Annotated in this window: 21 protein-coding genes; 15 read left to right on the forward strand and 6 right to left on the reverse strand. The window is 64.6% G+C overall.

Annotated elements, in window-relative coordinates; translation table 11 throughout:
• Nucleotides 1-40: 40 nt before the first annotated feature.
• Nucleotides 41-1,102: an agmatinase gene (gene speB, locus X750_RS162250; protein ID WP_023695895.1), complete on the reverse strand. Its 1,062-nt coding sequence runs from the start codon at nucleotides 1,100-1,102 to the stop codon at nucleotides 41-43.
• Between the two features lie 207 nt (nucleotides 1,103-1,309).
• Here speB and gcvA point away from each other — a divergent pair, with 207 nt between their 5' ends.
• The 8 genes from gcvA (at nucleotide 1,310) to X750_RS162210 (ending at nucleotide 10,298) form a co-directional block, all read left to right on the forward strand.
• Nucleotides 1,310-2,278: a transcriptional regulator GcvA gene (gene gcvA, locus X750_RS162245; RefSeq protein ID WP_023746519.1), complete on the forward strand. Its 969-nt coding sequence runs from the start codon at nucleotides 1,310-1,312 to the stop codon at nucleotides 2,276-2,278.
• Between the two features lie 168 nt (nucleotides 2,279-2,446).
• Complete coding sequence (pncB, locus tag X750_RS162240) at nucleotides 2,447-3,751, forward strand: nicotinate phosphoribosyltransferase (protein ID WP_023683568.1); 1,305 nt, start codon at nucleotides 2,447-2,449, stop codon at nucleotides 3,749-3,751.
• 191 nt (nucleotides 3,752-3,942) lie between these two features.
• Nucleotides 3,943-5,385, forward strand: coding sequence for a hypothetical protein (locus X750_RS162235; protein WP_023746520.1), 1,443 nt, complete (start codon nucleotides 3,943-3,945; stop codon nucleotides 5,383-5,385).
• Between the two features lie 152 nt (nucleotides 5,386-5,537).
• Entirely contained in the window at nucleotides 5,538-6,842 is a 1,305-nt protein-coding gene (locus X750_RS162230) for an ABC transporter substrate-binding protein (RefSeq protein WP_023689191.1), read from the forward strand.
• Between the two features lie 159 nt (nucleotides 6,843-7,001).
• On the forward strand, nucleotides 7,002-7,883 hold the full coding sequence (locus X750_RS162225; protein ID WP_023671284.1) for a branched-chain amino acid ABC transporter permease: 882 nt from the start codon (nucleotides 7,002-7,004) through the stop codon (nucleotides 7,881-7,883).
• On the forward strand, nucleotides 7,880-8,842 hold the full coding sequence (locus tag X750_RS162220) for a branched-chain amino acid ABC transporter permease (protein ID WP_023689192.1): 963 nt from the start codon (nucleotides 7,880-7,882) through the stop codon (nucleotides 8,840-8,842). The genes X750_RS162225 and X750_RS162220 overlap by 4 nt, the downstream gene beginning before the upstream one ends.
• Complete coding sequence (locus tag X750_RS162215) at nucleotides 8,839-9,564, forward strand: ABC transporter ATP-binding protein (protein ID WP_023693111.1); 726 nt, start codon at nucleotides 8,839-8,841, stop codon at nucleotides 9,562-9,564. Before X750_RS162220 ends, X750_RS162215 begins: the two co-directional genes overlap by 4 nt.
• Nucleotides 9,561-10,298: an ABC transporter ATP-binding protein gene (locus X750_RS162210; RefSeq protein ID WP_023707773.1), complete on the forward strand. Its 738-nt coding sequence runs from the start codon at nucleotides 9,561-9,563 to the stop codon at nucleotides 10,296-10,298. The genes X750_RS162215 and X750_RS162210 overlap by 4 nt, the downstream gene beginning before the upstream one ends.
• A gap of 161 nt (nucleotides 10,299-10,459) precedes the next feature.
• Here the strand turns inward: X750_RS162210 and X750_RS162205 are convergent, their stop codons facing one another.
• Together X750_RS162205 and pncA are read right to left on the reverse strand one after the other, a co-directional pair.
• Nucleotides 10,460-11,827 carry a sodium:proton antiporter gene (locus tag X750_RS162205; protein WP_023823943.1) on the reverse strand — a complete coding sequence of 456 codons (1,368 nt, stop codon included), beginning with the start codon at nucleotides 11,825-11,827 and terminating at the stop codon, nucleotides 10,460-10,462.
• 85 nt (nucleotides 11,828-11,912) lie between these two features.
• A complete protein-coding gene (pncA, locus tag X750_RS162200; protein WP_023683560.1) occupies nucleotides 11,913-12,527 on the reverse strand; it encodes a bifunctional nicotinamidase/pyrazinamidase in 615 nt (204 codons plus the stop codon).
• A gap of 283 nt (nucleotides 12,528-12,810) precedes the next feature.
• Between pncA and X750_RS162195 the strand changes: the two genes are divergently transcribed.
• The 6 genes from X750_RS162195 to X750_RS162170 are packed head-to-tail and all read left to right on the forward strand — an operon-like array spanning nucleotide 12,811 to nucleotide 20,106.
• Nucleotides 12,811-13,674: a xanthine dehydrogenase family protein subunit M gene (locus X750_RS162195; RefSeq protein WP_023745842.1), complete on the forward strand. Its 864-nt coding sequence runs from the start codon at nucleotides 12,811-12,813 to the stop codon at nucleotides 13,672-13,674.
• An 11-nt stretch (nucleotides 13,675-13,685) separates the two neighbouring features.
• Nucleotides 13,686-16,649 carry a molybdopterin-dependent oxidoreductase gene (locus X750_RS162190; RefSeq protein WP_031242442.1) on the forward strand — a complete coding sequence of 988 codons (2,964 nt, stop codon included), beginning with the start codon at nucleotides 13,686-13,688 and terminating at the stop codon, nucleotides 16,647-16,649.
• A complete protein-coding gene (locus tag X750_RS162185; RefSeq protein WP_023703689.1) occupies nucleotides 16,646-18,187 on the forward strand; it encodes a hypothetical protein in 1,542 nt (513 codons plus the stop codon). The genes X750_RS162190 and X750_RS162185 overlap by 4 nt, the downstream gene beginning before the upstream one ends.
• Nucleotides 18,187-19,071, forward strand: a complete 885-nt coding sequence (locus X750_RS162180) for a thiamine biosynthesis protein ApbE (protein ID WP_023703688.1) — start codon at nucleotides 18,187-18,189, stop codon at nucleotides 19,069-19,071. The genes X750_RS162185 and X750_RS162180 overlap by 1 nt, the downstream gene beginning before the upstream one ends.
• Nucleotides 19,064-19,648, forward strand: a complete 585-nt coding sequence (locus X750_RS162175) for an amino acid synthesis family protein (protein WP_023746523.1) — start codon at nucleotides 19,064-19,066, stop codon at nucleotides 19,646-19,648. The genes X750_RS162180 and X750_RS162175 overlap by 8 nt, the downstream gene beginning before the upstream one ends.
• Nucleotides 19,645-20,106, forward strand: a complete 462-nt coding sequence (locus X750_RS162170; RefSeq protein ID WP_023689200.1) for a MarR family transcriptional regulator — start codon at nucleotides 19,645-19,647, stop codon at nucleotides 20,104-20,106. Before X750_RS162175 ends, X750_RS162170 begins: the two co-directional genes overlap by 4 nt.
• Before the next feature lies 1 nt (nucleotide 20,107).
• Here X750_RS162170 and X750_RS162165 read toward each other — a convergent pair whose 3' ends face one another.
• Both X750_RS162165 and X750_RS162160 read right to left on the reverse strand, forming a co-directional pair.
• The gene (locus tag X750_RS162165) at nucleotides 20,108-21,223 is read right to left on the reverse strand and encodes an aminomethyltransferase family protein (RefSeq protein WP_023703685.1); all 1,116 of its coding nucleotides are present in this window, start codon (nucleotides 21,221-21,223) and stop codon (nucleotides 20,108-20,110) included.
• Between the two features lie 70 nt (nucleotides 21,224-21,293).
• Nucleotides 21,294-22,064, reverse strand: coding sequence for an ABC transporter substrate-binding protein (locus X750_RS162160; protein ID WP_023671296.1), 771 nt, complete (start codon nucleotides 22,062-22,064; stop codon nucleotides 21,294-21,296).
• Nucleotides 22,065-22,318: 254 nt separating this feature from the next.
• Here X750_RS162160 and X750_RS162155 point away from each other — a divergent pair, with 254 nt between their 5' ends.
• Nucleotides 22,319-23,209 carry an SGNH/GDSL hydrolase family protein gene (locus X750_RS162155; RefSeq protein ID WP_023703684.1) on the forward strand — a complete coding sequence of 297 codons (891 nt, stop codon included), beginning with the start codon at nucleotides 22,319-22,321 and terminating at the stop codon, nucleotides 23,207-23,209.
• Nucleotides 23,210-23,231: 22 nt separating this feature from the next.
• Here the strand turns inward: X750_RS162155 and X750_RS162150 are convergent, their stop codons facing one another.
• A complete protein-coding gene (locus X750_RS162150) occupies nucleotides 23,232-24,914 on the reverse strand; it encodes a hydantoinase B/oxoprolinase family protein (RefSeq protein ID WP_023746524.1) in 1,683 nt (560 codons plus the stop codon).
• Nucleotide 24,915: the final 1 nt, after the last annotated feature.

Raw genomic sequence — 24,915 nt, forward strand, 5'->3', positions numbered from 1 at the left:
CCGGCTCCAGCGCGGCGGCCGCCTTTGCGTGTGAAATCCGTCAGGCCCCCTTGCCGGTGATCGCCGGGCTGAACACCATCAGGCTCAGGATCTCGAACAGGACCTGGGCGCCGACATGGGCGGTGTTGGTGGTCGCGTCATATTGCGGCGCCACCTCGACGACATCGCCGCCGACAATGTTGAGACCTTTCAAGCCGCGCAGCAGTTCGAGCACCTCGCGCGTCGTCAGGCCGCCTATTTCCGGCGTGCCGGTACCCGGCGCGAAGGCCGGATCGACACTGTCGACGTCGAAGGAAATGTAGGTCGGGCCGTCGCCGACTATTCTGCGCGCCTTCTCGATGATGGCCGGGATGCCGAGACCCGTCACCTCTTCGGCATGCACGACCGTCATGCCGGATTCATAGGTGAACTCCCACAGATACTCCGCCGAGCCGCGGATGCCGATCTGGATAGTGCGGGTCGGGTCGAGCACGCCGTCCAGCACCGCGTTGCGGAACGGTCCGCCATGATGGAACTTGGTCATGTCGAACAGCCCGCTTGTGTCGCAATGGGCGTCGATATGGATCATGCCGACCGGCGCCTTCTTGCCGACCGCCTTCAGGATCGGATGGCTGATCGAGTGGTCGCCCCCGACCGAAAGCGGCAGCACGCCGGCATCGACGATCTGGTTGGTGCGGCGCTCGATGTCTTCGTGGCTGACCTCCAGCCGGTAGCGGCTGCGGAACGGCGTATCGCCGATGTCGGCGACGCGCAGCTCATGCGTCGGCGCGCATTCCAGCACATGATTGTAAGGGCCGATGCGCTCGATGGCGCGCAGCGCCCTTGGCCCGAAGCGCGAGCCGGGCCGGTTGGTGACGCCGAGATCCATCGGCACGCCGATGATCGCCACCTGCAAATCGCCGAAATCCGGATTGTCGGCAGCGATTTCACGGTAGGGCGCGGCGAGGAAGGTCGGGATGCCGGCATAGGGCGCGAGTCGGGTGCCGCTCTTGGAGAAGATCTTGTCGGCGACCTTGCGGAACTTCGGGTCGAACATCTCGCCGCCATGGCTCTCGCCATATTTGCGGCGCAGCGCGTCGAGCTTGCCTCTGTCATAACCCATGTCGGTCTCCTCCTGCCGGGCTGGTGCATGCGGCAGCGTCTGCAAACTGACCATTATCCGGCCGGGTCGCTGTCCCGCTGGCTGCCTGTAGATTTCACGTCATTGATGCTGTTGACCTGCCAAAGTGTCCGGCAGCCGCATTGAAAAATCAATTGATATTGTTACGGTGCTGATTGTGAGAAAATCTCACAGAGTATCCGGTTGCTCATGGCCAAGCGTCTGCCCCCCTTGAATCCCTTGCGCGCCTTCGAGGCGACGGCGCGGCATGCCTCGCTGACCAAGGCGGCGAGTGAGCTCAACGTCACCCACGGCGCGATCAGCCACCAGATCAAGGCGCTCGAGCAATCGCTCGGCGTAAAACTGTTCGAACGCACCGGACAGCGGGTAAAGCTCACCCCGCACGGCGCCGAATTGCTGCCGGCGGTCTCGACCGCCTTCGACGGCATCGCCGCCGCCACCCAGCGCATGACCAGGCCAGCCAGCGCCGGTACGCTGTCGGTCTCCTGCGTGCCGGCGCTGCTGCTTCTGTGGATGACGCCGCGGCTCGGCAGCTTCATGGCGCAATATCCTGATATCAGGTTGACGCTGATCCCGTCCAACGACCCCAAGGACATCCGCGCCCCACAGGTCGATGTCTGCGTGCTCTATGGCGACGGCAGCTGGACCGATTGCTGGATGCGCAAATGGTCGGGCCTCGAACTGTTCCCGGTGGTCAGCCCGACGCTGATCAACAACCGGCCGCTCCGCATCTGCCGGGATCTTGCTGGCCATGTCATCCTGCATGGCGATGATGGCCGCGAATGGCACACCTGGCTGGCCGCCGCCGATGGGCTCGACCTCGAACGTGGCCGCCGCCACCATCTCGGCGACGCCCGTACGGCGATCGAAGCCGCGGTGCACGGACATGGCGTGGCGCTCGGCGATTCCGTCACCGCCAGCATGCTGCTCGCCAGGGGCCTGCTGGTGGCGCCGTTCAGCCTGTCGGTGCCGGCGGTCGATGATTTCTACGTCGTCTGCCGCAACGAGATGCGTTCGGCCCCTATCGTGCAATTGTTCGTCGACTGGCTGTTTGCCGAAAAGGAACAGGCCGACAGCCGGGCCGACGCGCCGGTGGCCGGCCGCATCGGCAGCCGCAGGAAGCGTCCGGCGCTGCGGATGGTGGGCGCCAAGAGTTGAGGCTGGACCTGAGCGGCTGCTTTTTGTCGGGCCAGCCCGGAAAGCGGGAGGCGCTTTCAAAAATTCAATGCTAATAAGCTCTTGCCCGGCAATTCCAGGAAAACTGTGCGGCGGTTTCCCGTCCGGAATTGCGTAAGAAGACGTGAGCAGCGAAGGCGACGGCAGGACATGGCAAGAACCGATATAGCGCGGCGCGTCTACAACCACACCTGGAAGCTGGACCCGATCGTCCGCAGCCTGCTCGACACCGATTTCTACAAGCTTCTGATGCTGCAGATGATCTGGGGCATGTACCCCAAGGTCGACGCCACCTTTTCGCTGATCAACCGCACCACCTCGGTGCGCCTGGCCGACGACATCGACGAAGGCGAATTGCGCGACCAGCTCGACCATGCCCGCACGCTGCGCTTCTCCAAAAAGGAGATGATCTGGCTTGGCGGTAACAATTTCTATGGCCGCAAGCAGATCTTCGAGCCGGAATTCCTCGCCTGGCTGGAAGGTTTTCGGCTGCCCGACTACGAGCTCTCCAAGCGCGACGGGCAGTACGAGCTCTCCTTCAGTGGCCCCTGGATGTACACTACGCTGTGGGAAATCCCGGCGCTGGCGATCATCAATGAGCTTCGCTCCCGCGCCGCCATGCGCGCCTTCGGTCCCTTCGCGCTTGACGTGCTCTATGCACGCGCCAAGGGGAAGATGTGGGCCAAGACCGAACGCTTGAAGGCGCTGCCCGGCATCCGCATCTCCGATTTCGGCACCCGCCGCCGCCATTCCTTCCTGTGGCAGCGCTGGTGCGTCGAGGCGCTCAAAGAAGGTATTGGCGAAGCCTTCACCGGCACCTCCAACGTGCTGCTGGCCATGGACAACGACCTCGAAGCGCTCGGCACCAACGCGCATGAACTGCCGATGGTTTTTGCCGCCCTTGCCAAGTCGGAAAAGGAATTGAAGGAATCGCCCTACAAGGTGCTGCAGGACTGGCAGCGTTATTATGGCGGCAACCTGCTGATCGTGCTGCCCGACGCTTTCGGCACCGCATCCTTCCTGCGCGACGCGCCGGACTGGGTCGCCGACTGGACCGGCTTCCGCCCCGACAGTGCGCCGCCGATCGAAGGCGGCGAAAAAATCATCGACTGGTGGCGCGAGAAGGGCAAGGACCCCAGGCAGAAGCTGCTGATTTTCTCCGACGGGCTCGAGGTCGAGACCATCGAGGAGACCTACAGGCACTTCAAGGGCAAGGTGCGCATGTCCTTCGGCTGGGGCACCAACCTCACCAACGATTTCGAAGGCTGCGCGCCGACCGAAACCAACAGCCTGGATGCGATATCGCTGGTCTGTAAGGTGACGGAGGCCAATGGCCGGCCGGCGGTGAAGCTGTCGGACAATCCGGCGAAAGCGACGGGCGACAAGAAGGAGATCGAGCGCTATCTCCGGATTTTTGGGGCGAAGGACCGCGTGGAGCAGCTGGTCAAGGTTTGAGGGTCGGCGGGTGCCTTGCTGGACGAAATGGAAATCGCGATAGCGTGAGTTCCCGCCCACCCCCCTCTGTCCTGCCGGACATCTCCCCCGCAAGGGGGGAGATTGGCAGCGTCGAGTACCGCGCCTCTTTCTTTACCCTTGAAAGTTGGCGAAAGCCCCGGCGACATCCAATCTCCCCCCTTGCGGGGGAGATGGCCGGCAGGCCAGAGGGGGGTGTGAAGGATCGCATCAGGCTGACATATGTCGCCTGCTCCCCCACCCTCACACTCCTCCCCAACCCTGCCTTCGCCCACGCCTCCGACCGCGGCCACGTCCTCCTCCTGCCCACCGGCTACTACATCGCCGGCGGCGCGCTCGCCGTCGCCCTCAGCTTCCTCGTCCTCGCCCTGCTGCCACCCGCAACCCTCGACCGCTTCTGGCGCCGCCGCCTGCCGCTCTTCCCATTCGCCGACACCGCCCGCACAATCATCAGCCTCATCTCCTTTGCCGGCTTCGCAACCCTCGTCGCCGCCGGCCTGTTCGGCAGCCGCGACCCGCTCTCCAATCCGCTGCCCCTGATCATCTGGACGCTGCTCTGGGTCGGCCTTGCCATCGCCCAAGGCCTGTTCGGCGATCTCTGGTCGTGGCTGAATCCATGGTATGGCCCGTGGCGGATCGTAAGCCGCCTGTTCAAGCTTCGTGGCGGTGAGGGACAGAAATCGCGTTTGCCTTCATGGCTCGGCCGCTGGCCGGCCGTTATCCTGTTCTTCGCCTTCGCCTGGTTCGAACTGATCTACCCGGCGCCCGACGACCCGGCGCGGCTTGCCTATGTCGCTGGCCTCTACTGGTTGCTTACCTTCATCGCCATGCTCGCCTTTGGCTACCGCGATTGGAGCCGGCGCGGCGAATTCCTGACGATCTTTTTCGCCATGGTGGCTCGTTTCGCCATCGTCGAGCGCGATGAACACGGTCGCCTCGCTCTCTGCTGGCCGGGCTCAAAACTGCTCGGCGCAGCGCCCCTGCCGGCAAGCGGTATGGCCGTCCTGCTGCTCAGCCTGTCATCGGTGTCCTTCGACGGCCTGTCGAAAACCTTCTTCTGGCTCGGCCTGTTCGGCATCAACCCGCTGGAATATCCCGGCCGCACGGCGCTCATCGGCATAAGCAGCTTTGGCCTCGTGCTGACCTTCGTCCTGCTCGCGGCGGCATTCCTGCTGGCCGTCATACTCGGCCAGCGCCTTGCCGGCAGCCGACATTCCCACGGCGAGGCCGCCGGGCTGCTGGTCTGGTCGATCGTACCGATCGCGCTCGCCTATCATGTCGCGCACTATCTGACGGCGCTGCTGGTCGACGGCCAGTATGCGATTGCCGCTTTGTCCGACCCGTTCGCGCTGGGATGGAACCTGTTCGGCGCCGCCGACATGCAGATCGAGGCCGGCATCGTCGCCGGGGCCCACTCCGCCTGGTGGCTGTGGAACCTGCAGGCCGGCATCATCATCGCCGGGCACATGCTGGCGGTGCTCGTTGCCCATGGACTGGCCTGGCGACTGCACCAGGTGCCATCGCGCGCCGCCCTCAGCCAGTTGCCGCTCACCATGCTGATGATTGCCTACACGATCTTCGGCCTGTGGTTGCTTGCCACGCCGACGGCCGGATGAGACAAGCTGATCCACATGCCTTTGCGGAAAGCCCGCTTGCAAGCTCTGTGCTTTGGTGATTTAGTTTGTACACATGCAATTTCTGCCCCTCCTGCAAGGGAGTGGCCTTGCCTCGTTACAGACAGTCAAAACTCAAAAACAGGGGAACTGCCGTGACTGACAAGAATGGGTTTTTCGATCTCTCCAAATCCACCCTTAGCCGCCGCACCGCGCTGAAAGGTCTCGCCGCCGGCGCCGGGCTGACGCTCGCGCCCGGCTTCGTCCGCTACAGCCAGGCGCAGAGTTCGGCGCCAATCAAGATCGGCTTCCAGTCGCACCGCACCGGCATCGGCGCCGCCTATGGCCGCTGGTATGAAAAGACCAGTGCCGCCGCGGTCAAGGCGATCAACGACGCCGGCGGCATCAATGGCCGACCTGTCGAACTGGTGATCGAGGATGACGGCACCGATCCCGGCCGTGGCGCCGAGGTGGTCGGCAAGTTCGCCACCCAGCACAAGACCGACATCGTCTTCGGCACGCTGTTCTCGCATGTGGTGATCGGCTCGGCGCCGGCCGCCGGCGAAAACAAGATCCCGTATTTCGTCGTCAGCGAAGGCCACCACGTCGCTTCGACCAAGCTCAACCGCTACGTCTTCCAGCCTGGCATCACCGATGTGAAGAGCCAGATCCAGTCGATGGCGCCGTGGATCGCGGCCAATGCCGGCAAGAAGGTGACGCAGATCTTCCCGGATTTCGCCTTCGGCTACGACCATCGCGACTACCTGCCGCCGGCGCTGAAGGCCCAAGGCGCCGAGGTCATCGCCCAGATCGCCATCCCGCCGACAGAGTCGTCTTTCACGAAATACTTCCCGCAGATACCCGCCGAGACCGAAGTCATCTACCACGTGATGGTCGGCCCGGCCGTGCTCACCTTCGTCAAGGAACTCGGCGAGTTCTACGGCTCCAACCGGCCGCAGCTGTTCGGCTTCATCGATTCGCTCGAAGCCACCGACATCAACAGCCCCGGCCTCGAATTCCTGGACGGCAGCCATTTCTGGGAAGGCTCGCCGCGCTATGCCCAGGCCAATGACTCGGCCGCGCAGAAAGCCTACCGCGCCGCCGTTGGCATCGACGAAAATGGCGCTGCCGTTGGCGACCCCAAGGACGTCTCCACCGCCGCCCACATGTTCGGCTGCTGGGAGACGCTCTATGTCGTCAAGAAGGCGATGGAAGACGCCGGCTACAAGGGCCCGGAAGACCGCGCCAAGCTGGTCGAGGCGACCGAGGCGCTGACCGAATTCGCCGAAGGGCCGGAGCATCCGCAGGGGCCGAAGACCTTCAACGGCAAGATCCACCAGTGTTTTGGCATCCAGAACATCTCCAAGGTCGAAGGTGGCAAGCTGAATGTCGTCCACAAGACCAAGATCGAGGACGGGCTTTACGAGGCCGAAGGGGATTATACGACGCAGGCGCTGTGAGGCGCCTTACCCTCCCCCTTGTGGGGAGGGTCGGCACGCAAGCTTCGCACTTTTGCGAAGCTTGCGAGACGGGGTGGGGGTCGCGACGGCCCGTGCCCAACCCCCACCCGACCGCTGCGCGGTCACCCTCCCCACAAGGGGAGGGTAAGGGCGCCCTGAATGCATTTCGGACCCCATCTCCTCCTCGCCGCCCTCGAAGGCCTTGTCACCTCCGCCGTGTTGGCGCTGACGGCGCTTGGGCTGTCGCTGGTGTTCGGCGTCATGCGCGTCGTCAACGTCGCCCATGGCGAGTTCTTCATGCTGGGCGCGGTGCTGGCCTGGGCGATCTCGACGGCGATACCCGGCCATCCCACGCTCGGCTTCCTGGCGGCGCTGGTGATTGCGCCGCTGATTGTCGGCGCCATTGCGCTGGTCGCCGAGCGGCTTGTGCTGCGCCGGCTCAATTACAATCCGGAAGCCACCATCGTCGCCACGATCGGCATGCTCTACATCATCCAGCAGCTGGCGTTGAGCTTCTATGGCCCGGAAGCCCGCCCGGTGGAGCCGCCCTTCAGCTACCGCATCCTTTTACCCTGGTTCGGCTATTCCGGCTACAAGCTGTCGATCATTGCCGCTTCGGCCCTTCTGCTCATCGCCACCTGGCTGGTGCTGACGCGCACCAAGATCGGCCTCATCATGCGCGCCACCCAATATGACAGCGAGACGGCGCAGGCCTTCGGCATTCCGGTCGACCGCGTCTATGCCGGCGTCTTCGGGCTCGGCGCCATGCTGGCGGCCATCGCCGCCGTGCTGATCGTGCCGATCAGTCAGGCGCATTATCTGATGGGACAGGACCCGCTGCTGTTGTCCTTCATCGTCGTCATCATCGGCGGCCTCGGCTCGCTGCGCGGCACCGTCGTCGCCGCCGTGCTGATCGGCCTGTCCGACGGCATCATCTCGGTGTTCTTTTCGCCGACTTTGGCCAAGATCATCGCCACGCTGCTGGTGGCCATGGTGCTGGTATTCCGGCCGCAGGGCCTGTTCGGGCAGGCGTCGCGATGAGCGAAGCTTCGCCGGCAAAAGCCTATGCATTGCATCTCGGCGTCATCGCGCTACTGTTTGCGCTGAGCTTCGTCCTGCCCGACTACCATCATGGCCTGCTGGCCCGAATCATGGTGCTGGCGGTGTTCGCCATGGGCTACAACATGCTGTTCGGCTATGTCGGCCTGCTCAGCCTCGGCCACGCCATGTTCTTCGCCGCCGGGCTCTATGGCGCTGGTCTCGCGGTCATCCATCTCGGCTGGAGCGTGCCTTTGGCTTTCCTCGCCGGCATCGCCTGCGGCGCGCTGCTGGCACTGGTGATCGGCCTGCTGGCGCTGCGCACCACCGGCGTCGCCTTCATGATCGTCACCATGATGTTCGCGCAGGTGTTTTACCTCGTCATCCTCTATTTCGCCGCCTGGACCGGCGGCGACCAGGGTCTGGTCGTGCCGCAGCCGGCGCGGGTTCTGGCCTTCGGCGCGACATCGCTCGACCTAACCAACCCGACCGTGCGCTACATGAGCGCGCTGGCGCTGTTCTCGGTCGTGCTGCTGATCACCCTCGCCATCGTCCGCTCCCGCTATGGCCGCGTGCTGGTCGCGGTGCGCGAGAACGAGGAGCGCACGAAAATGCTGGGCTACGACACCTTCTCCAACAAGCTGATCGCCGTCGTCGTCTCCGGCACCATCTGCGCCGCCTCGGGTGCGGCCTATGCGCTGCTGTTCGGCTATGTCGGCTCGAGCTTTGCCTCGGTGCAGTATTCCATCCTGCCGCTGCTCTGGGTGCTGCTCGGCGGCGCCGCCACGACGCTGGGCGCGCTGCTCGGCACGGTGTTCATGTACTATGTCATCGACACCGCCAGCGGCTACACCTCCGCCTATCTCCTGATCGTCGGTATTGCGCTCATCCTGCTGGTGCTGTTTTTCCCCAAAGGCATTCTGGGCACCATCCGCCAGCGCTGGCTCGGGTGGCTCCCATGATGCCGTTGCTGACCACCAAAGGCCTGGCGCGCAGTTTCGGCGGCCTGCGCGCCGTCGATGGTGTCGATTTTCAGCTGATGCCGGGCGAGATCCGCGCCGTCATCGGCCCCAATGGCGCCGGCAAAACCACCTTCGTCAGCCTGGTCAGCGGCCGCATTCAGCCATCGTCCGGCATGATCGTCTTCGACGGCGCCGACATCACCAGCCAGCCGGCCTATCTCAGGGTGCGCCGGGGCATCGCCTACACCTTCCAGATCACCAGCGTCTTCGCCAACCTCTCTGCCTACGATAATGTCGCGTTGCCGGTGCAGCGCACGCTGACCGATGGCCGCTCGAAAGGTGCGGTGCGCACCGGCGTCATGGCCGCGCTGGAACGCACCGGACTTGCCGGCCGCGCCCATATGCCGGCCGGCCAGCTTTCCTACGGCCACCAGCGCCTGCTGGAAGTCGCGATGGGCCTGGCGCTTAAGCCGCGGCTTTTGATCCTCGACGAGCCGACGCAGGGGCTGGCCGACAGCGAGATCGACAATTTCATCGGACTGGTGCGCGAGATTGCCAAGAGCGCCACCGTGCTCCTGATCGAGCACAACATGCCGGTCGTCATGCAGCTGGCCGACCGCATCACCGTCTTCAACGCCGGCAGGATCCTGGCCGAAGGCACGCCCGAACAGGTTCGCGCCAACACACAGGTGCAGGAAGCCTATCTGGGGACGGCGCCATGAGCGAAGCCCCCAAGACTGAGGCCCACGAGACTGAAGCGTTGACCATCTCCAGGCTCGATTGCTTCTATGGCGAGGTCCAGGTGCTCTACGAGCTTGATCTCGTGCTCAACAAGGGCGAGGTGCTGTGCCTGTTCGGTCGCAACGGCGCCGGCAAGACGACGGCGCTGAAAGCGATCATGGGGCTGGTTCCGTCGAGCGCCGGCTCGATCCGGCTCGCCGGCAAGGAGTTGACCGGCCTGCCGGCGCATGAGGTGCCCAAGGCCGGCGTCGCCTATGTACCGCAAGGCAGGCGGCTGTTCGCCGAGATGACGGTGGCGGAAAACATCGAGATCGGTCTGATGGCGCGCGGCAAGGGCAGAGCGACGCGCGAAAGCGTGCTCGATCTCTTCCCGCTGCTGCGCCAGCGGCTGCGCCAGCGCTCCGGCACTTTGTCCGGCGGCGAGCAGCAGATGCTGGCCATGGCCCGTGCGCTTTGCCTTGAGCCGCAGGTGCTGTTGCTAGACGAGCCGACGGAGGGGCTGATGCCGTCGATGATCGCCAAGATCCGCGAGACGGTGGTGAAGCTGCGTGAGCTAGGTGTCTCCACCATTCTGGTCGAACAGCGCGTCGACGCCGTGCTGTCCGTCGCCGACCGCGTCTGCTTCATCGAAAACGGCCGTAACCGCGAGACGGTGGATGTCGAACAGCTTCGCGCCGATCCGTCGGCGGTGCGCCGATATGTGGGCGTCGGCTAAGATTACCCTCCCCCTTGTGGGGGTCCGAAGGACGGGCGAGACCCGTGGCTCGCCCCGACAAGTGGCTGCGAAGCAGCCGGGTGGGGGCGGCACCGACCCCCACCCGGACCTTCGGTCCGACCTCCCCACACGGGGTAGGTAAGGGCCCAGCGCCCTTCGCATCACGCAAAGAAGACAAAACCTGTAATCAGAAATATCGGGATCAGCACCACGCCCGACCACGCCATGTAGCCGAAGAAGCCCGGCATTTTCACGCCGCGATGCCGGGCGATGGCGTAGACCATGAAGTTGGGGGCATTGCCGATATAGGTGTTGGCGCCCATGAACACCGCGCCGGCCGAAATGGCAGCCAGCGTCGAGGCCGCCTCCGTCATCAGGTGCCGCGCGTCGCCGCCTGCGAGTTCGAAGAACACCAGATAGGTCGGCGCATTGTCGAGGAAGGACGACAGCCCGCCGGTCAGCCAGAAATAGGCGAGATCATTGGGCTGGCCGGTGGGTGACGTCACCAGCGCGACCAGCGGCGCCAGCGCCCCGTCATGGCCGGCGCGAAGGATGGCGATGACCGGCACGATGCAGACGAAGATGCCGGCAAACAGTTTTGCCACCTCCGCGATCGGGCCCCAGGTGAAGCCGTTCGCCTCGCGATGGCTCTTGAGGGAAACGACAAGCGACAGTCCGGCGAGCCCCAGGATGATGGCGTCGCGCGCCAGGTTCTGCAATTCGAGGCTGACGCCCAGCACTGAAAAGCTCACGCCCGGCTTCCACGCTGCCGACAGCAGGATGGCGGCGATGACGCCGGCCAGCAGCGGCAGATTGGCCAGGCCGCGCAGACGCACCTTCGTATCCGGCGTCGGATCCTTGATCTTCGGCGCGCCGCCTTCACGGCGATGCAGCATGATGTCGATGGCCAGGAAGACAAGCAGCACCAGGCCGCCGGTAAACAGCGTCTCGCGCCAGAGGTTCGCCGTCGTCCAGAAGAAGTCGACGCCGCGCAGGAAGCCGACGAACAATGGCGGGTCGCCCAAGGGCGTCAGCGAGCCGCCGATGTTGGACACCAGGAAGATGAAGAAGATGACGACATGGGCGTTGAACTGCCGGTTGTCGTTGGCGCGCAGCATCGGCCGGATCAGGATCATCGAGGCGCCGGTGGTGCCGATCACCGAGGCCAGCATTGCCCCGACGAGCAGCAGCCCGGCATTGACCAGCGGCGTGCCATGGATGTTGCCGGCCACAAGGATGCCGCCCGAAATGGTGTAGAGCGCGAACAGCAGGATAATGAACGACATGTATTCGGTGAGCAGCGTGTGCAGCACGGCTTCGCCGGCTACCGGAACGCCGAATGCAACCATCAGGGGGATGATCGCCAGCGCTGCCCAGCCGGCGGCGATCTTGCCGTAATGATGCTCCCAGACATGGTGGAACAGCAGCGGTCCGGTGGCGATCGAGAGCAGCAGGCCGGCGAAAGGCAGCGCCCACCACAGCGACATGGCAGCATCGGGCAGGCCGCGGGCCTCGGCCGCGAAGGCCATTTGCGGAGACACAGCGGAAGCGAGTACACCTGCCGCGAAAGCCTTCCCCAACTGTGTGCAGCCCCCTCGATGCGTCACGATCCAGTCACTCCGAGATCGGGTCTTCGAGCTTCACCCCGGCATCGCGCATCCTCTTCAGCATCGCCTCGACCGAACCGTTTAGATCGATGCCGCGGCACGCGTCGAGCCGCACCGTCGTCTTGAAGCCTTGCTTGACCGCGTCGAGGGCCGAAAAGGCAACGCAGAAGTCGGTCGCCAGGCCAACCAGGGTCACACTGTCGATGCTGCGCTCCTTGAGGTAGCCGGCGAGCCCCGTCGGCGTCTTGTGGTCGTTCTCGAAGAAGGCGGAGTAGCTGTCGATATCAGGGCGAAATCCCTTGCGGATCACCAGCTCGGCCTTGGTCCAGGCGAGCCCCGAGTGAAAATCCGAGCCGAGGCTGCCCTGGATGCAATGGTCCGGCCACAGCGTCTGCGGCCCATAGGGCATCTCGATCGCGCTAAAGGGCTGCGCCCCCGGATGGCTGGAGGCAAAGCTCGAATGTCCGGCCGGGTGCCAGTCCTGCGTCAGCACGACATGCTCGGCATGCCGAATCAGATCGTTGACCAGCGGCACGATTTCGTCGCCGCCGGCAACCGCCAGTGCGCCGCCGGGGCAGAAGTCGTTTTGCAGGTCGATGACAACAAGCGCTTCGTCGGCCATGGCGCCTCTCCTCTTCTACGTCTCGAACGGGGGATCGAGTGAAATACGCCGCTGATGCGACCGGATGCTGAAACTTGACCGGATGGCCGCCTGCGTCAACCTCTGCAAGCGTAAGAAATGCTTGGCGGCCGGGTTCCCTTAAACTCCGGCTTTGACAATTTCCGCCAGCTTGATATCATTTGCATACGAATGAATTTGGCCTGATCAGACATTGGCGGGGTTCGGGAAGACCCCACCTTTTGAAGGTCCCAATGGGAAGGCCTATTTTTTTGGAAGGCAAAGCGTGATCCGTTACGCGAAACCCGCCACGCTCGACGAGGCGCTCGCTCTGCTGGGCGAGGGCGCCTGGCGCGTGCTTGCCGGCGGCACCGATTTCTATCCGGCGCAGGGCGCCAAACCGTTCCGCGACAATGTTCTCGATATTAACGGCCTGGTCTCGCTGCGCGGCATTGCCGAGACCGAAACCCATTGGGTTTTGGGCGCCCGCACCACCTGGACCGACCTTGTCCGCCATCCATTGCCGGCGGCTTTCGATGCGCTGAAGCAGGCCGCGCGCGAAGTGGGCTCCCTGCAGATCCAGAATGTCGCCTCGATCGCCGGCAATCTCTGCAATGCTTCGCCTGCCGCCGATGGCGTTCCGGGACTGCTGGTGCTGGACGCCGAGGTCGAGCTGCGCTCTGCAGCCGCGACGCGTCATCTGCCGCTGCAGGAGTTCATTCTCGGCAACCGCCGCACCGCTTTGCTGCCGGGCGAACTGGTCACCGCCATCCGCATCACGAAGCGGGCCTCTGCCGGCACGTCGGCCTTCGTCAAGCTCGGTGCGCGGCGCTACCTCGTCATCTCCATCGCCATGGTGGCGGCGCGCCTCGTTGCCGAGAGTGGCATAGTCATGGAAGCCGCTGTCGCGGTCGGGTCCTGCTCGGCCGTCGCCAGGCGGCTCGCCGCTGTCGAAGCCGTGCTGGTGGGCAAGCCTGTCGGCCCGGCACTCGCCGATGCTCTCCTGTCCGCGCCGATGGCCGAGCTCTCGCCGATTGCCGACGTGCGCGGCAGCGCCGAATACCGGCTCGACGCAGCGCGCGAGCTTGTCGCTCGCGCCGTGCTGGGGGCCTGCGGGCTGACGAACGACAACAGCATGGTGGCGGCATGAGCCACTCTGAGATGATTGAAGCCCTGCCCGACCTCGTGCCGGGCCTCGGCATCGAGCGCGCCGAGATCGCCTTCGCCGTCAATGGCGCCGCCGTCTCGGTCAATGTGCCGCCGCTGCGCCGTCTGTCGCAGGTTTTGCGCGACGAATTGCAGCTGACGGGCACCAAGGTTGGCTGCGATGCCGGCGATTGCGGCGCCTGCACGGTGCTGGTCGACGGCGACGCCGTCTGCGCCTGCCTGATGCCGGCGGCCTCCGCAGCCGGGACGTCCGTAACGACCGTCGAAGGCCTCGCCGATCGCCGGCTGTCGGCGCTGCAGGCGTCTTTCCTGGCGCATGGCGCCGCGCAATGCGGCATCTGCACGCCGGCGCTGCTGGTCGCGGCAACGGCGCTGCTGGATGGCACGCCGAATCCGACCGAGACCGAGGTGCAGGATGCGCTGGGCGGCATCCTCTGCCGTTGCACCGGCTACAGAAAGATCGTCGCGGCAGTGATGGATGCGGGACGGTTCGGGACGTCGACCGACGGCGCTGCCCCTCATCCGCCTGCCGGCACCTTCACCCCGTATAGTGACGGGGAGAAGGGAAGTGCTCCAGCGCCGACGCTCCCCTCTCCCCGTTCTTCACGGGGAGAGGGTAAGGGTGAGGGGCAGCGCCAACGTCATTCGTTGGAATTCAACTTTGAACGTAGAATGCCAACCACAGGGAATGCTGTAGGCGCCTCCCCGGTCCGGCTCGACGGCGTGCCAAAAGTCACCGGCGCTGAAAAATTCGGCGCCGATGCCTTTCCCGCCGATGCGCTGGCCGTGCTGGTGGTCCGCTCGCCGCATTATCATGCCGGCTTCGCCTTCGGCGACCTGGAGGGCTGGGTGAAGTCGCATCCCAGCATCGTCGGCGTCTTCACCGCCGCCGACATTCCGGGAAAAAACTGTTTCGGCGTCATCGGTCCGTTTGCCGACCAGCCGGCGCTGGCCGAAGGCTTTGCGCGGCTGCGCGGCGAGGCAGTGGCGCTGGTCGCCGGCGAGCGCGAGGCCATGCTCGATCTCGACCTCCAGGATTTCCCGGTCCGCTGGACCGAGCTGCCGCATTTTCTGCAGCCCGGCGACGCGCAGGCAGAAGGGGCTGCGCTCATCCACGCGAACCGCCCGGCCAATTTGTTGACCAAGGGCTTTGTCGAGCGCGGCGACCCCGAGGCGGCGCTTGGCGAGGCTGCTTACACGGTGTCCGGTGCCATCGACACCTCCTATGTCGAGCACGCCTATATCGAGCCGGAAGCCGGCCATGCCTACATGGACGGCGACACGCTGGTCGTCGTCGCCTGCACCCAGGCCCCCTATATGGACCGTGACGAAACGGCAAAGGTGCTCGGTCTTGCCGTCGACAAGGTGCGCATCGTGCCGACCGCGACCGGCGGCGGCTTCGGCTCGAAACTGGACGTTTCACTGCAGCCGCTCATCGGCCTTGTGGCGCTGAAAACCGGCCGGCCGGCGGCGCTTGCCTACACCCGCACCGAATCGATGATGTCGACCACCAAGCGCCACCCAGCCGAGATGAAGGCGACGATCGGCACTGACGCCGAGGGCCATGTCACCGGCATGATCTTTTCCGGCGATTTCAACACCGGCGCCTATGCCAGCTGGGGCCCGACCGTCGCCAACCGCGTGCCGGTGCATGCCTCCGGTCCCTATGCGACGCCGAATTACCGCGCCGAAGGCCGCGCCATCCACACCCACGGGCCGATTTCCGGCGCCTTCCGCGGCTTCGGCGTGCCGCAGGCGACGATCATGCAGGAGACGCTCTATGATGAGCTCGCCGGCAAGCTGGGCATGGACCGGCTCGATTTTCGGCTGAAGAACTGCCTTCGGAACGGATCCGAAACGGTTACCGGACAGCGACTGGAGTCGGGCGTCGGCATATTCGAGTGCCTCGACTCCTTGCGGCCGCATTGGGCTCGCGCGACGGCCGACGCAGATACATTCAACAATGCCAATACGAGCAAAAAGCGCGGCGTCGGCATCGCGTCCTGCTGGTATGGCTGCGGCAACACCTCGCTGCCCAATCCGTCGACCATAAGGGTCGGTATCTCGCCGGAGGGCGACGTCATCCTGCACCAGGGCGCCGTCGATATCGGCCAGGGCTCCAACACCGTCATCGCCCAGATCTGCGCCGACGCACTCGGCCTGCCGCTGGAAAAATTCAAGCTGAAGAGCGCCGACACCGCGATCAGCCCCGACGCCGGCAAAACATCGGCCTCGCGCCAGACTTTTGTCACCGGCAGGGCGGCCGAGAAGGCCGGCCGCGCCTTGCGCGAAAAGATCCTGCGTTTTGCCAATGTCTCGGAGAACGCGAGCCTGCAATTGGACGGCCCGGCGATCGTCATTCGCGAGGGCGAAGCCACTCGGCGCATCGATCTCCCCGCCCTCGATGTCGATGCGGACGGCTACGTCTTCCGCGCCGAGGAAACCTACGACCCGCCGACGCTGCCGCTCGACGCCAAGGGCCAGGGCAAGCCTTACGCCGTCTATGGCTATGGCGCGCAGATCGCCGAACTGGAGGTCGACCTCAAGCTCGGCACGGTGAAGCTCTTGAAAATCACCGCCGCGCACGATGTCGGCAAGGCGATCAACCCGCTTCTGGTCGAAGGCCAGATCGAGGGCGGCATCGCGCAAGGCATCGGCATGGCGCTGATGGAGGAATACATCCCCGGCCGCACCGAGAATCTGCACGACTATCTCATTCCGACCATCGGCGACGTGCCTGAGATCGAGCACATATTGATCGAGGTTCCCGATCCCGAGGGGCCGTTCGGCGCCAAGGGCCTGGGCGAGCATGTGCTGATCCCGACCGCACCCGCCATCCTCAATGCCATCCGCCACGCAACCGGCCTTCTCATCACCAAGGTTCCGGCGACGCCGACGCGCATCCGCGCCGCCATCCGCGAAAAAGATGGCATCCGCGACAAGGAGGCACGCCGATGAGCGAGCTTGCCGAACGCTTCGAAACCCACGATCCCGGCGAAAAGCTGGTGGCGGAAAAGATCCGCTGCGATGCCTGTCCGGTGATGTGCTACATCGCCGATGGCCGCACCGGCGCCTGCGACCGCTACGGCAATGTCGGTGGCCGCATCGTGCGTATGGACCCGCTGACCATCCTCGACCATGCGGCAGAGAGTGGCGCCGCGGTCGTGCCCTTCACCGCCGAGGGCGAGCAATGGGACGGCGAACTGGTCAACACCGGCCGCCGCTTCGTCACTGCGATCGGCGCCGGCACCACCTATCCCGACTACAAGCCGGCCCCCTTCATCGTCAGCCAGGAGGTCGAGGGCGTCGATCTGGTGACCGTGGTCACCGAAGGCATTTTTTCGTACTGCGGCGTCAAGGTGAAGATCGACACCGACCGCCATCTCGGTCCCGAAACGGCAATCGTGCGCGCGCAAGGCGAGCCGATCGGCCACGTCACGACAGGCGAGTATGGCTCGCAGATGCTGTCGCTGGGCGGCGTGCATCATCTGACCGGCGGCTCCAAGGCCGAAGGCCGGGCAACCTGTGACGCGATGCTCAGTCTGTGCAATCGCAAGCCGGTCGAACTGACCATCGATGGCGGCGCCACCATCATCGTCGAAGCCGGCAAACCACCTGTCATCGACGGCAAGCAGGAACACCGTATGCGGGTCGGCTGCGGCTCGGCCACGATCGGCATGTTCGCCACGCAATGGCGCGGCCTAGTCGACGAGGTGGTGGTGGTCGACGACCATATCACCGGCGTTGTCTCCGAGCATCAGGCCGGCAAGGTGCTGGGCTGGCAGGACACCGGCATCAAGATCATCGGCCGCCGCTCGACGCCGGGCCGCTATTTCAAGGTCTCCGAGCCCGGCCTTGGCTGGGGCGGCACCTCGATTTCCGACCCGCTGTCGATCCTCGGCGGATGGAACGCCAAGAAGGGCGCCCGCCCCGGCCTGTCGCTGCTGATGGTGTCGACCACCGGCGAGCAGTTCGCCTATTACGAACTCGACGACGAGTTGAAGCCGGTTGAAAAACCGTTCCCCGAGCGGCTGCAGAAATCGGTCGGCCTGATCGAGGACAATTGCGAGCCGGCGCTCTGCACCGTGCTGTTCATCGGCGGCGCCGGCGGTTCGCTGCGCGCCGGCGTCACCGAAAACCCGGTCAATCTCACCCGCTCGGTGCAGGGCTTGAAGACCTATGTTACCGTTGGCGGCGCGCCGGTCTATGTCTGGCCGGGCGGCGGCATCACGCTGATGGTCGACGTCATGCGCGTGCCGGAAGGCGCGTTCGGTTATGTCCCGACCCCGGCACTGGTGGCGCCGATCGAATTCACGCTGCGTCGCGACGACTATGTCCGGCTGGGCGGCTACGAGGCCGAGATACGAAGCGTCGAGGATATCGTTGCCAAAGGCGGCGAGTATCTCAACCCGCGTCGCGGCTCAGCCGCCGAGGCTCAAAACCCATGGCCGCCGCTCGCGCAATTGCGCCGCGTCGGCTCGAACGGGGCCACCTGATGCAAGGCCCGCAAGTCCACTGGCTGCAGGACGGTAAGCGGCTGCACCTCAACCACGGGCCGATCGACCTGATCGTCGAAGCCTTTGGTGAGGCGGCTGAGTGTCGTGCCGCCTACGATCAGGCGATCGAGCGCTTCCAGACGATCCTGATCGAGTTGGTCGAGGAGCTTCCCGAATTGCGGCTGCCGGCATTTTTCCTGGCGCCGCGCACCTTCGCCGGCCCGACGGCGCGGCGCATGGAAGCAGCCGTCATGCCCTTGGCGGAATGCTTCATCACGCCGATGGCCGCCGTCGCCGGATCGGTAGCCGACGAAATGCTCGCCGCGCTGCTTGCCGGTCGCAGGCTCGACCGCGCCTATGTCAACAATGGCGGCGACAGCGCACTCCACATCGGCAAGGGCCAGTCGATGAACCTGGCGATCGCCGGCACCGGCAACGGCATGGCCGACCGCCTCGCCATTCGCTCGGCGGACGGCGTGCGCGGCGTCGCCACCAGCGGCTGGCGGGGCCGTTCGTTCTCGCTTGGCATTGCCGACGCCGTCACCGTGCTGGCGCGCACCGGCGCCGAGGCCGATGCGGCGGCGACACTCATTGCCAACGCCGTCGACCTGCCCGGCAATCCTGCCATCAAGCGCATTCCCGCGCAGGACTTGGCGCCCGACAGCGACCTCGGTGCACGGCTGGTGACACAAGCCGTCGGCATGCTCGCGCGTGGCGATGTGGAGCGGGCGCTGGACAATGGCCTTGCCGTCGCCGAAGATTTTCGCCGGCGCGGCCTGATTGCCGCATCGGCGCTGTTTCTAGGTGGGGAAGCGCGCATCAGTGGTTCCATGGCGCTTGCCGCGCCCAACAAAAATCCAGGGAAGGAAGTTGCCCATGCCTGAGTTTCCGATCCGCAAGATCGCGGTTCTGACCGAAGAGATCTTTCACGATGGCGGGCCGGTCGCTGCTCTGCCGCGCCGCCGCGCTGCAGCCGTGGCCCTGGTGAAGAACCCGTTCGCCGGCCGCTACGTCGAAGAACTGCAGAGCGCCATGGACGATCTGAAGCCGCTTGGCCTGCTGCTCACCGACAAGCTCATTGCCGCATTGGGCGGCGACATCAAGCAGATCGACGCCTACGGCAAGGGCACCATCGTCGGCTCGTCAGGTGAACTCGAACACGGCGCGCTGTGGCACGTTCCTGGCGGCTACGCCATGCGCGAGCGGCTGGGCGACGCCAAGGCGATCGTGCCGTCGGCAACCAAGGTCGGCGCCTTCGGCTCGCAGCTTGACGTGCCGCTCGGCCACACCAACGCTGCCTATGTCCGCAGCCATTTCGACGCCATGGAGGTCGGTCTCAGCGACGGGCCGCGCGCCGACGAAATCCTGTTCTGCCTCGCCATGAGCTGCGGCCCGCGCGTGCACGACCGCATGGGCGGCCTGGCTGCAGGCGACATCAAGGCCTGGGATGGCTTGCGATGAGCGGCGGTGACAATCTTCTCAAGCTGGTCGAGGCCGAAGAGCCCGACGAACACGATTACCGCCTGCAGGAGCAGGTCGGCTTCATCCTGCGCAAGGCGCATCAGCGCCATGTCTCGATCTTTGCCGCCCAGATCAGCGACCTGACGCCGCCGCAATTCGCTGCACTCGCCAAGCTGCACGATGTCGGCGAGACCTCGCAGAACCAGTTGGGAACGCTGATCGCCATGGATGCGGCGACCGTCAAGGGCGTGATCGATCGGCTGAAGGCGCGTGGCCTGGTCGACCTGACCAAGCATGAGGTCGACAAAAGGCGCCTGCTGGTCAGTCTCACGCCAGAGGGACGCGAGGCGATCGAACGGCTGATCCCGTTGGCCCGCGCCATCACCCAGGAGACACTGGCGCCGCTGACGGCCAAGGAAGCGGCCACGTTTATGCGGCTGCTAGCGAAGTTAGCCTGATTTAGGCCCGCAGCCGAGCGCCTTCAGGATCGAAGAATGGCATCGGCGCCACCACCGCGCGGGTCGGCTTGCCGTCAATGTCGATGCTGAGTTCGGTCCCGATGGCGGTGAACGGCAGCCGCAAATGCGCCGTCGCCAGAACTTTGCCTAAGGAATAGCCGTGATCGCTGTAGGTGACGACGCCGGCATCCTCGCCGTCGGCGAAAACCCTGGCATCCGTCGCGGCCGGCTTGTCACCGTCGAGAATCAGCCCGGTCCAGCGTTCGTCGAGCCCCTTGTCGCGAATTGTGAGCAATGCCTCGCGGCCGATGAACTCGCCCTTGTCGAACTTGATCCAGCGATCGAGCCCGACATGGAAGGGCGTACGGCTCTCGTCCATGTCGATGCCATGCGCCGGATAGGCCTTTTCCAGCCCGAGCGTGAACATGGCCAGCACGCCGTATGGCTTCAGGCCGAAATCGCTACCGGTCCGCATCAGCGCGTCCCAGACGGAAGTGGCCTCGTCCGCCGGCACGAACAGTTCGAAGCCGAGCTCGCCGGTCACCCCGGTGCGTGAGATCATGACTTTGGTCTCGCCGACGCGCCCTGAAGTGAACGCCCAGCGTTTCAACTCATCGAGATCGGCATCCGAAACCAGTGCTTTCAGCAGCTCGCGTGAACGCGGCCCCTGTATCGTCGGAAAGGCGACGGCCGCGGTGATGTCGGTGACATAGGCCTTTCGCGCTTCAGCATGATGCTGCAGCCAGGGCAGCATCTTCAGTCGGTTGACCGAGCCGGTCACCAGCATGAAATGCTCTGATGCCAGCCGAAACACGGTGAGGTCGTCCATGATGCCGCCATCGTCGCGGCAGACGGTGGAATAGCGCACCTGGCCGGGCTTCATCGCGGCGGCATCGTTGACGATGACGTGGTTGACCAGCGCCTCGGCTTCCGCCCCCTTGATGTCCATCTTGCCCATGGTGCTGAGATCCTGCACGCCGACATTCTTGCGCGTGTTCAGATGCTCGTCGGCGATGCCGGAATAAGTTTTGGCCGAGACGAAGTCGCCGCCGACCCGGCCCATCGTGGCGCCGAGGCCAACGATGCTGGTGTAGAAAGGGGAGCGCCGCTCAACCAAGAAACTTCTCCGTCATCTCATGAAAACGGCAGCGCCGGGTGGCGCTGCCGAGGTCGGGTTGGCTGAGGGATTAACCCCCGTAGACGTCGAAGGCGAAGTACTTGTCGTTGATTTCCTTGTACTTGCCGTTGGCGCGCAGCGCCTCGATTGCGGCATTGAACTTGTCGGCAAGTTCCTTGTTGCCCTTTTGCAGGGCGATGCCGACGCCGGGGCCGTGAATGGCCGGATCGGCGGTCAGCGTGCCGAGCAATTTGCAGCAGGCGCCATCGGGCTTCTTCAGCCATTCGGTCAGGATGATCGAGCCGTCCATCATCGCGTCGAGCCGGCCATTGGCCATGTCGGTGCGGGCGTCGTCGCCCGTCGGATAGGCTTTCACGGTCGAGCCGGAGTATTTCTGCTCGGCGAAATTCTGGTGGATGGTTGCGCTCTGCACGCCCAGCACCTTGCCCTTCAGATCGTCCGGCGATGTGCCGGCGATGGTCGAATCCTTCGGCACGGCGATGGCCGGCGGCGTCTGGTAATATTTGTGGGTGAACTCGACCTTCTCGGCCCGTTCCGGCGTGATGGTGATGTTGATGATGGCGTCGAACTTGCCGGCCTGCAGCGCCGGAATGGAACCATCGAAATCCTGTACGGAGAATTCGCACTCGGCCTTCATCTCGGCACACAGCGCCTTGCCGAGGTCGATGTCGAAGCCGCCCAGCGTGCCGTCCGAATTGGCATAGTTGAAAGGCGGATAGGCGCCCTCGGTCCCGATCCTGAGTTTCTCGGCGGAGGCAGCACCGGTCCCAAGCAGCAGGGCGGCGGAAGCGGCAAGCACGAAACGACCGAAAAGACGCATGTTCCTGATCTCCGTTGACTAAGCAATTCCAGGGAAGGTGTTGGCGGTTTCCCGTCCGGAATTGCGCGAAAACAAGGATAGAAGTCTATGGTCTTTTGCAGGCCCCACGGAGACGGAAACGACATGCTCTGCGGCGATCACGGCGCGGCAAGCCGTCCTTCCCCAGGAATCTTACTGTGATCTAAATTACAGACCGATCATGGACATGGGCGCATGTTCAGCTGGAAGTAGACGGTCGTGGGAGGGACCTGGGGATGGACCAGCAGGAATTCGTGCAGGAAGCCGCGCAGCGGCGCATAGACGACGACATCGCCAAGCGCATCAAGGTTCACCAGGCCAACATCGAGCGGCTCGAAACCGCAAGGGAAAGCGCCGGCAATCTCGAGGCGGCCGTCGCCAACCGGCCGCTGGTGATGCTGGCGCAGGGCGATTCCTGGTTCGACTATCCGCTCACCGGCAACGGCTTTCCGTTCGTCGACACCGACGTGATCGCGCAGCTGCGCCGCATCGGCTCGATGCCGCCGACCATCCTCAACCTTGCCCATCATGGCGATGCGGCGACCGACGAGATGTCGCTGCCCAAGCAGCAGCGCATGATCGCCGCCCTGCGCAACAAGGCCAACTGGCTGGACGGCAAGCCCGATGCCATCCTGTTCTCTGCCGGTGGCAACGACATTGCCGGCGACCAGTTCTGCATCTTCCTTGACTTCAATGACGGCCACGCCCCCGGGCTGAACAAGAACCGCTTCACCAAGGCGCTCGGCATGGTCGAGGCCTGCTATCTCGATTTGTTCGCGCTGCGCGACCGCGTCGCGCCAGGCGTGCCGATCTTTGGCCATTGCTATGATTTTCCGATCCCGAACGGAGCGCATCCGTCCTGTGTCGGCCCGTGGCTGAAACCGTCGCTCGATTTCTGCAACTGGACGGTCGGCAAGGGCACGGTCATCGTTCACGACGCGCTGGCGGCGTTCCGCGATGTGGTGAAGCGCCTGGCCGACGATCCCAACAACAATTTCCATCTGGTCGACACGCAGGGAACGTTGAAGGTGGCCGACTGGGCCAACGAACTGCATCCCGATCCCGCCGGCTTCAAGAAGATCGCGCAAAAATTCGCCGATGCGCTGAAGGCCAAGCTGCAGACCTGACGCGGCTCGGGCCTGTCGGCTGTCAGGTTCCGAACAGCTCTTTGGCTTGTTCAACGGTGTAGTAACCAAGCCTGATGTCTTCGGCGACCAGTTTCGGGTCGCGCTCACGCGGATCACCATAGCCGCCGCCCCCGGGCGTGCCGACCCTCACGCGGTCGCCGGCCTTGAGCGCGATGTCCTGTTCCTTGGACAGATGCGGCGGCACATGTGCCTCGCCGTCGCGGAACACGGTCACCGTGTTCACCGCGCCGTCCTTGCCGCCGAGCGCGCCTTGCGGGCCGAAACGGCCATGGTCCATGACGAAGGACGCGCGCGCCTCTCCTCGCAATATCTCGACCTCATAGGCGAGGCCAAAACCGCCGCGCTGCTTGCCGGCGCCGCCGGAGCCTTCGCGCAAGGCATAGTGGCGGTAGAGAACCGGAAAGGCCTGCTCCATGATCTCGACCGGCGGCGATTTCGAAATGCCGATGGTCGAGCAGCCATTGGTCAGGCCGTCATGGCCGGAATTGCCGCCATAGCCGCCGCCGGAGATCTGATACATCACATAGTCGCGGCCGCGGGCCGGATCGTTGCCGCCGAGCGCGAAATTGCCGCTGGAGCCGGCGGGCGCGGCCGTCACCTTTTCCGGCAGCGCCTGCACCATCGCCGCGAACACCGCCTCGGCGATGCGCTGCGAGACTTCAGCCGCACAGCCGGAGACGGGACGGGGGTATTTGGCGTCGAGGAACGTGCCTTCCGGCCGCTTGACGATCAGCGGCTCGAAAGCGCCGGCGCTGATCGGCACATCAGGGAAAATATGGCGCATGGCTAGATAGACCGACGACAAGGTCGTCGCCAGCACGCTGTTCATGGGCCCCGCGCATGGTTTTGACGAGCCGGTAAAGTCGAAGGTCAGCGTGTCGCCCTGCTTGTCGACGGCGAGCGCGATGGTCAGCGGCTCGTTGACCACGCCGTCCGAGTCGACAAAGGCCTTCGAACTGTATGTGCCATCGGGAATGGCGGAGATGTTGGCGCGCATCTGCTCGGCGGCGCGGCGACGCAGTTCGGCGATCGCCTCGACAACAGTTTCGTTGCCGTAACGATCGAGGATTCCATTGAGCCGGTCCTGACCGATCAGCAGTGCCGCGGCCTGCGCCCTTATATCGCCGATGCGCTGGTCGGCGACCCGGATGTTGGAGCAGATGATGGCGTAGATTTCCGTGTCCAGCACGCCCTTCTTGAACAGCTTGACCGGCGGCAGCCGCAGGCCTTCCTGCTCGACGGCTGTGGCGGAGGCGGAGAAGCCGCCCGGCACCGAGCCACCGATATCGGGCCAGTGGCCGGTATTCGATAGCCAGCAAAATATCTTGCCGCCGCGGTAGACCGGCATGGCGAAGCGCACGTCCATCAGATGCGTGCCGCCGAGATAGGGATCGTTGACGATGTAGATGTCGCCGGGTTCCGGCGGCAGGCAGCGGCCGTCGGCGATCATCTCGATCACCGTTTTGGTCGAATACTGCATGACGCCGACGAACACCGGCAGGCCCTGGCTGCCTTGTGCGATCAACGAACCATCGACGGCCGAGTAGATGCCGTCGGAGCGGTCATTGGCCTCGGCGATGACAGGCGAGAAGGCAGCGCGGGAGAAAGTGAGATCCATCTCGTCGCAGACCTGCTGCAAGGCTGCCTGCAGGACCGAAAGCGTGATGGCGTCGAGCTTTTGCATC

Source organism: Mesorhizobium sp. LNJC391B00 (assembly GCF_000502535.1).
In the GTDB taxonomy this organism is placed as follows: Bacteria; Pseudomonadota; Alphaproteobacteria; order Rhizobiales; family Rhizobiaceae; genus Mesorhizobium.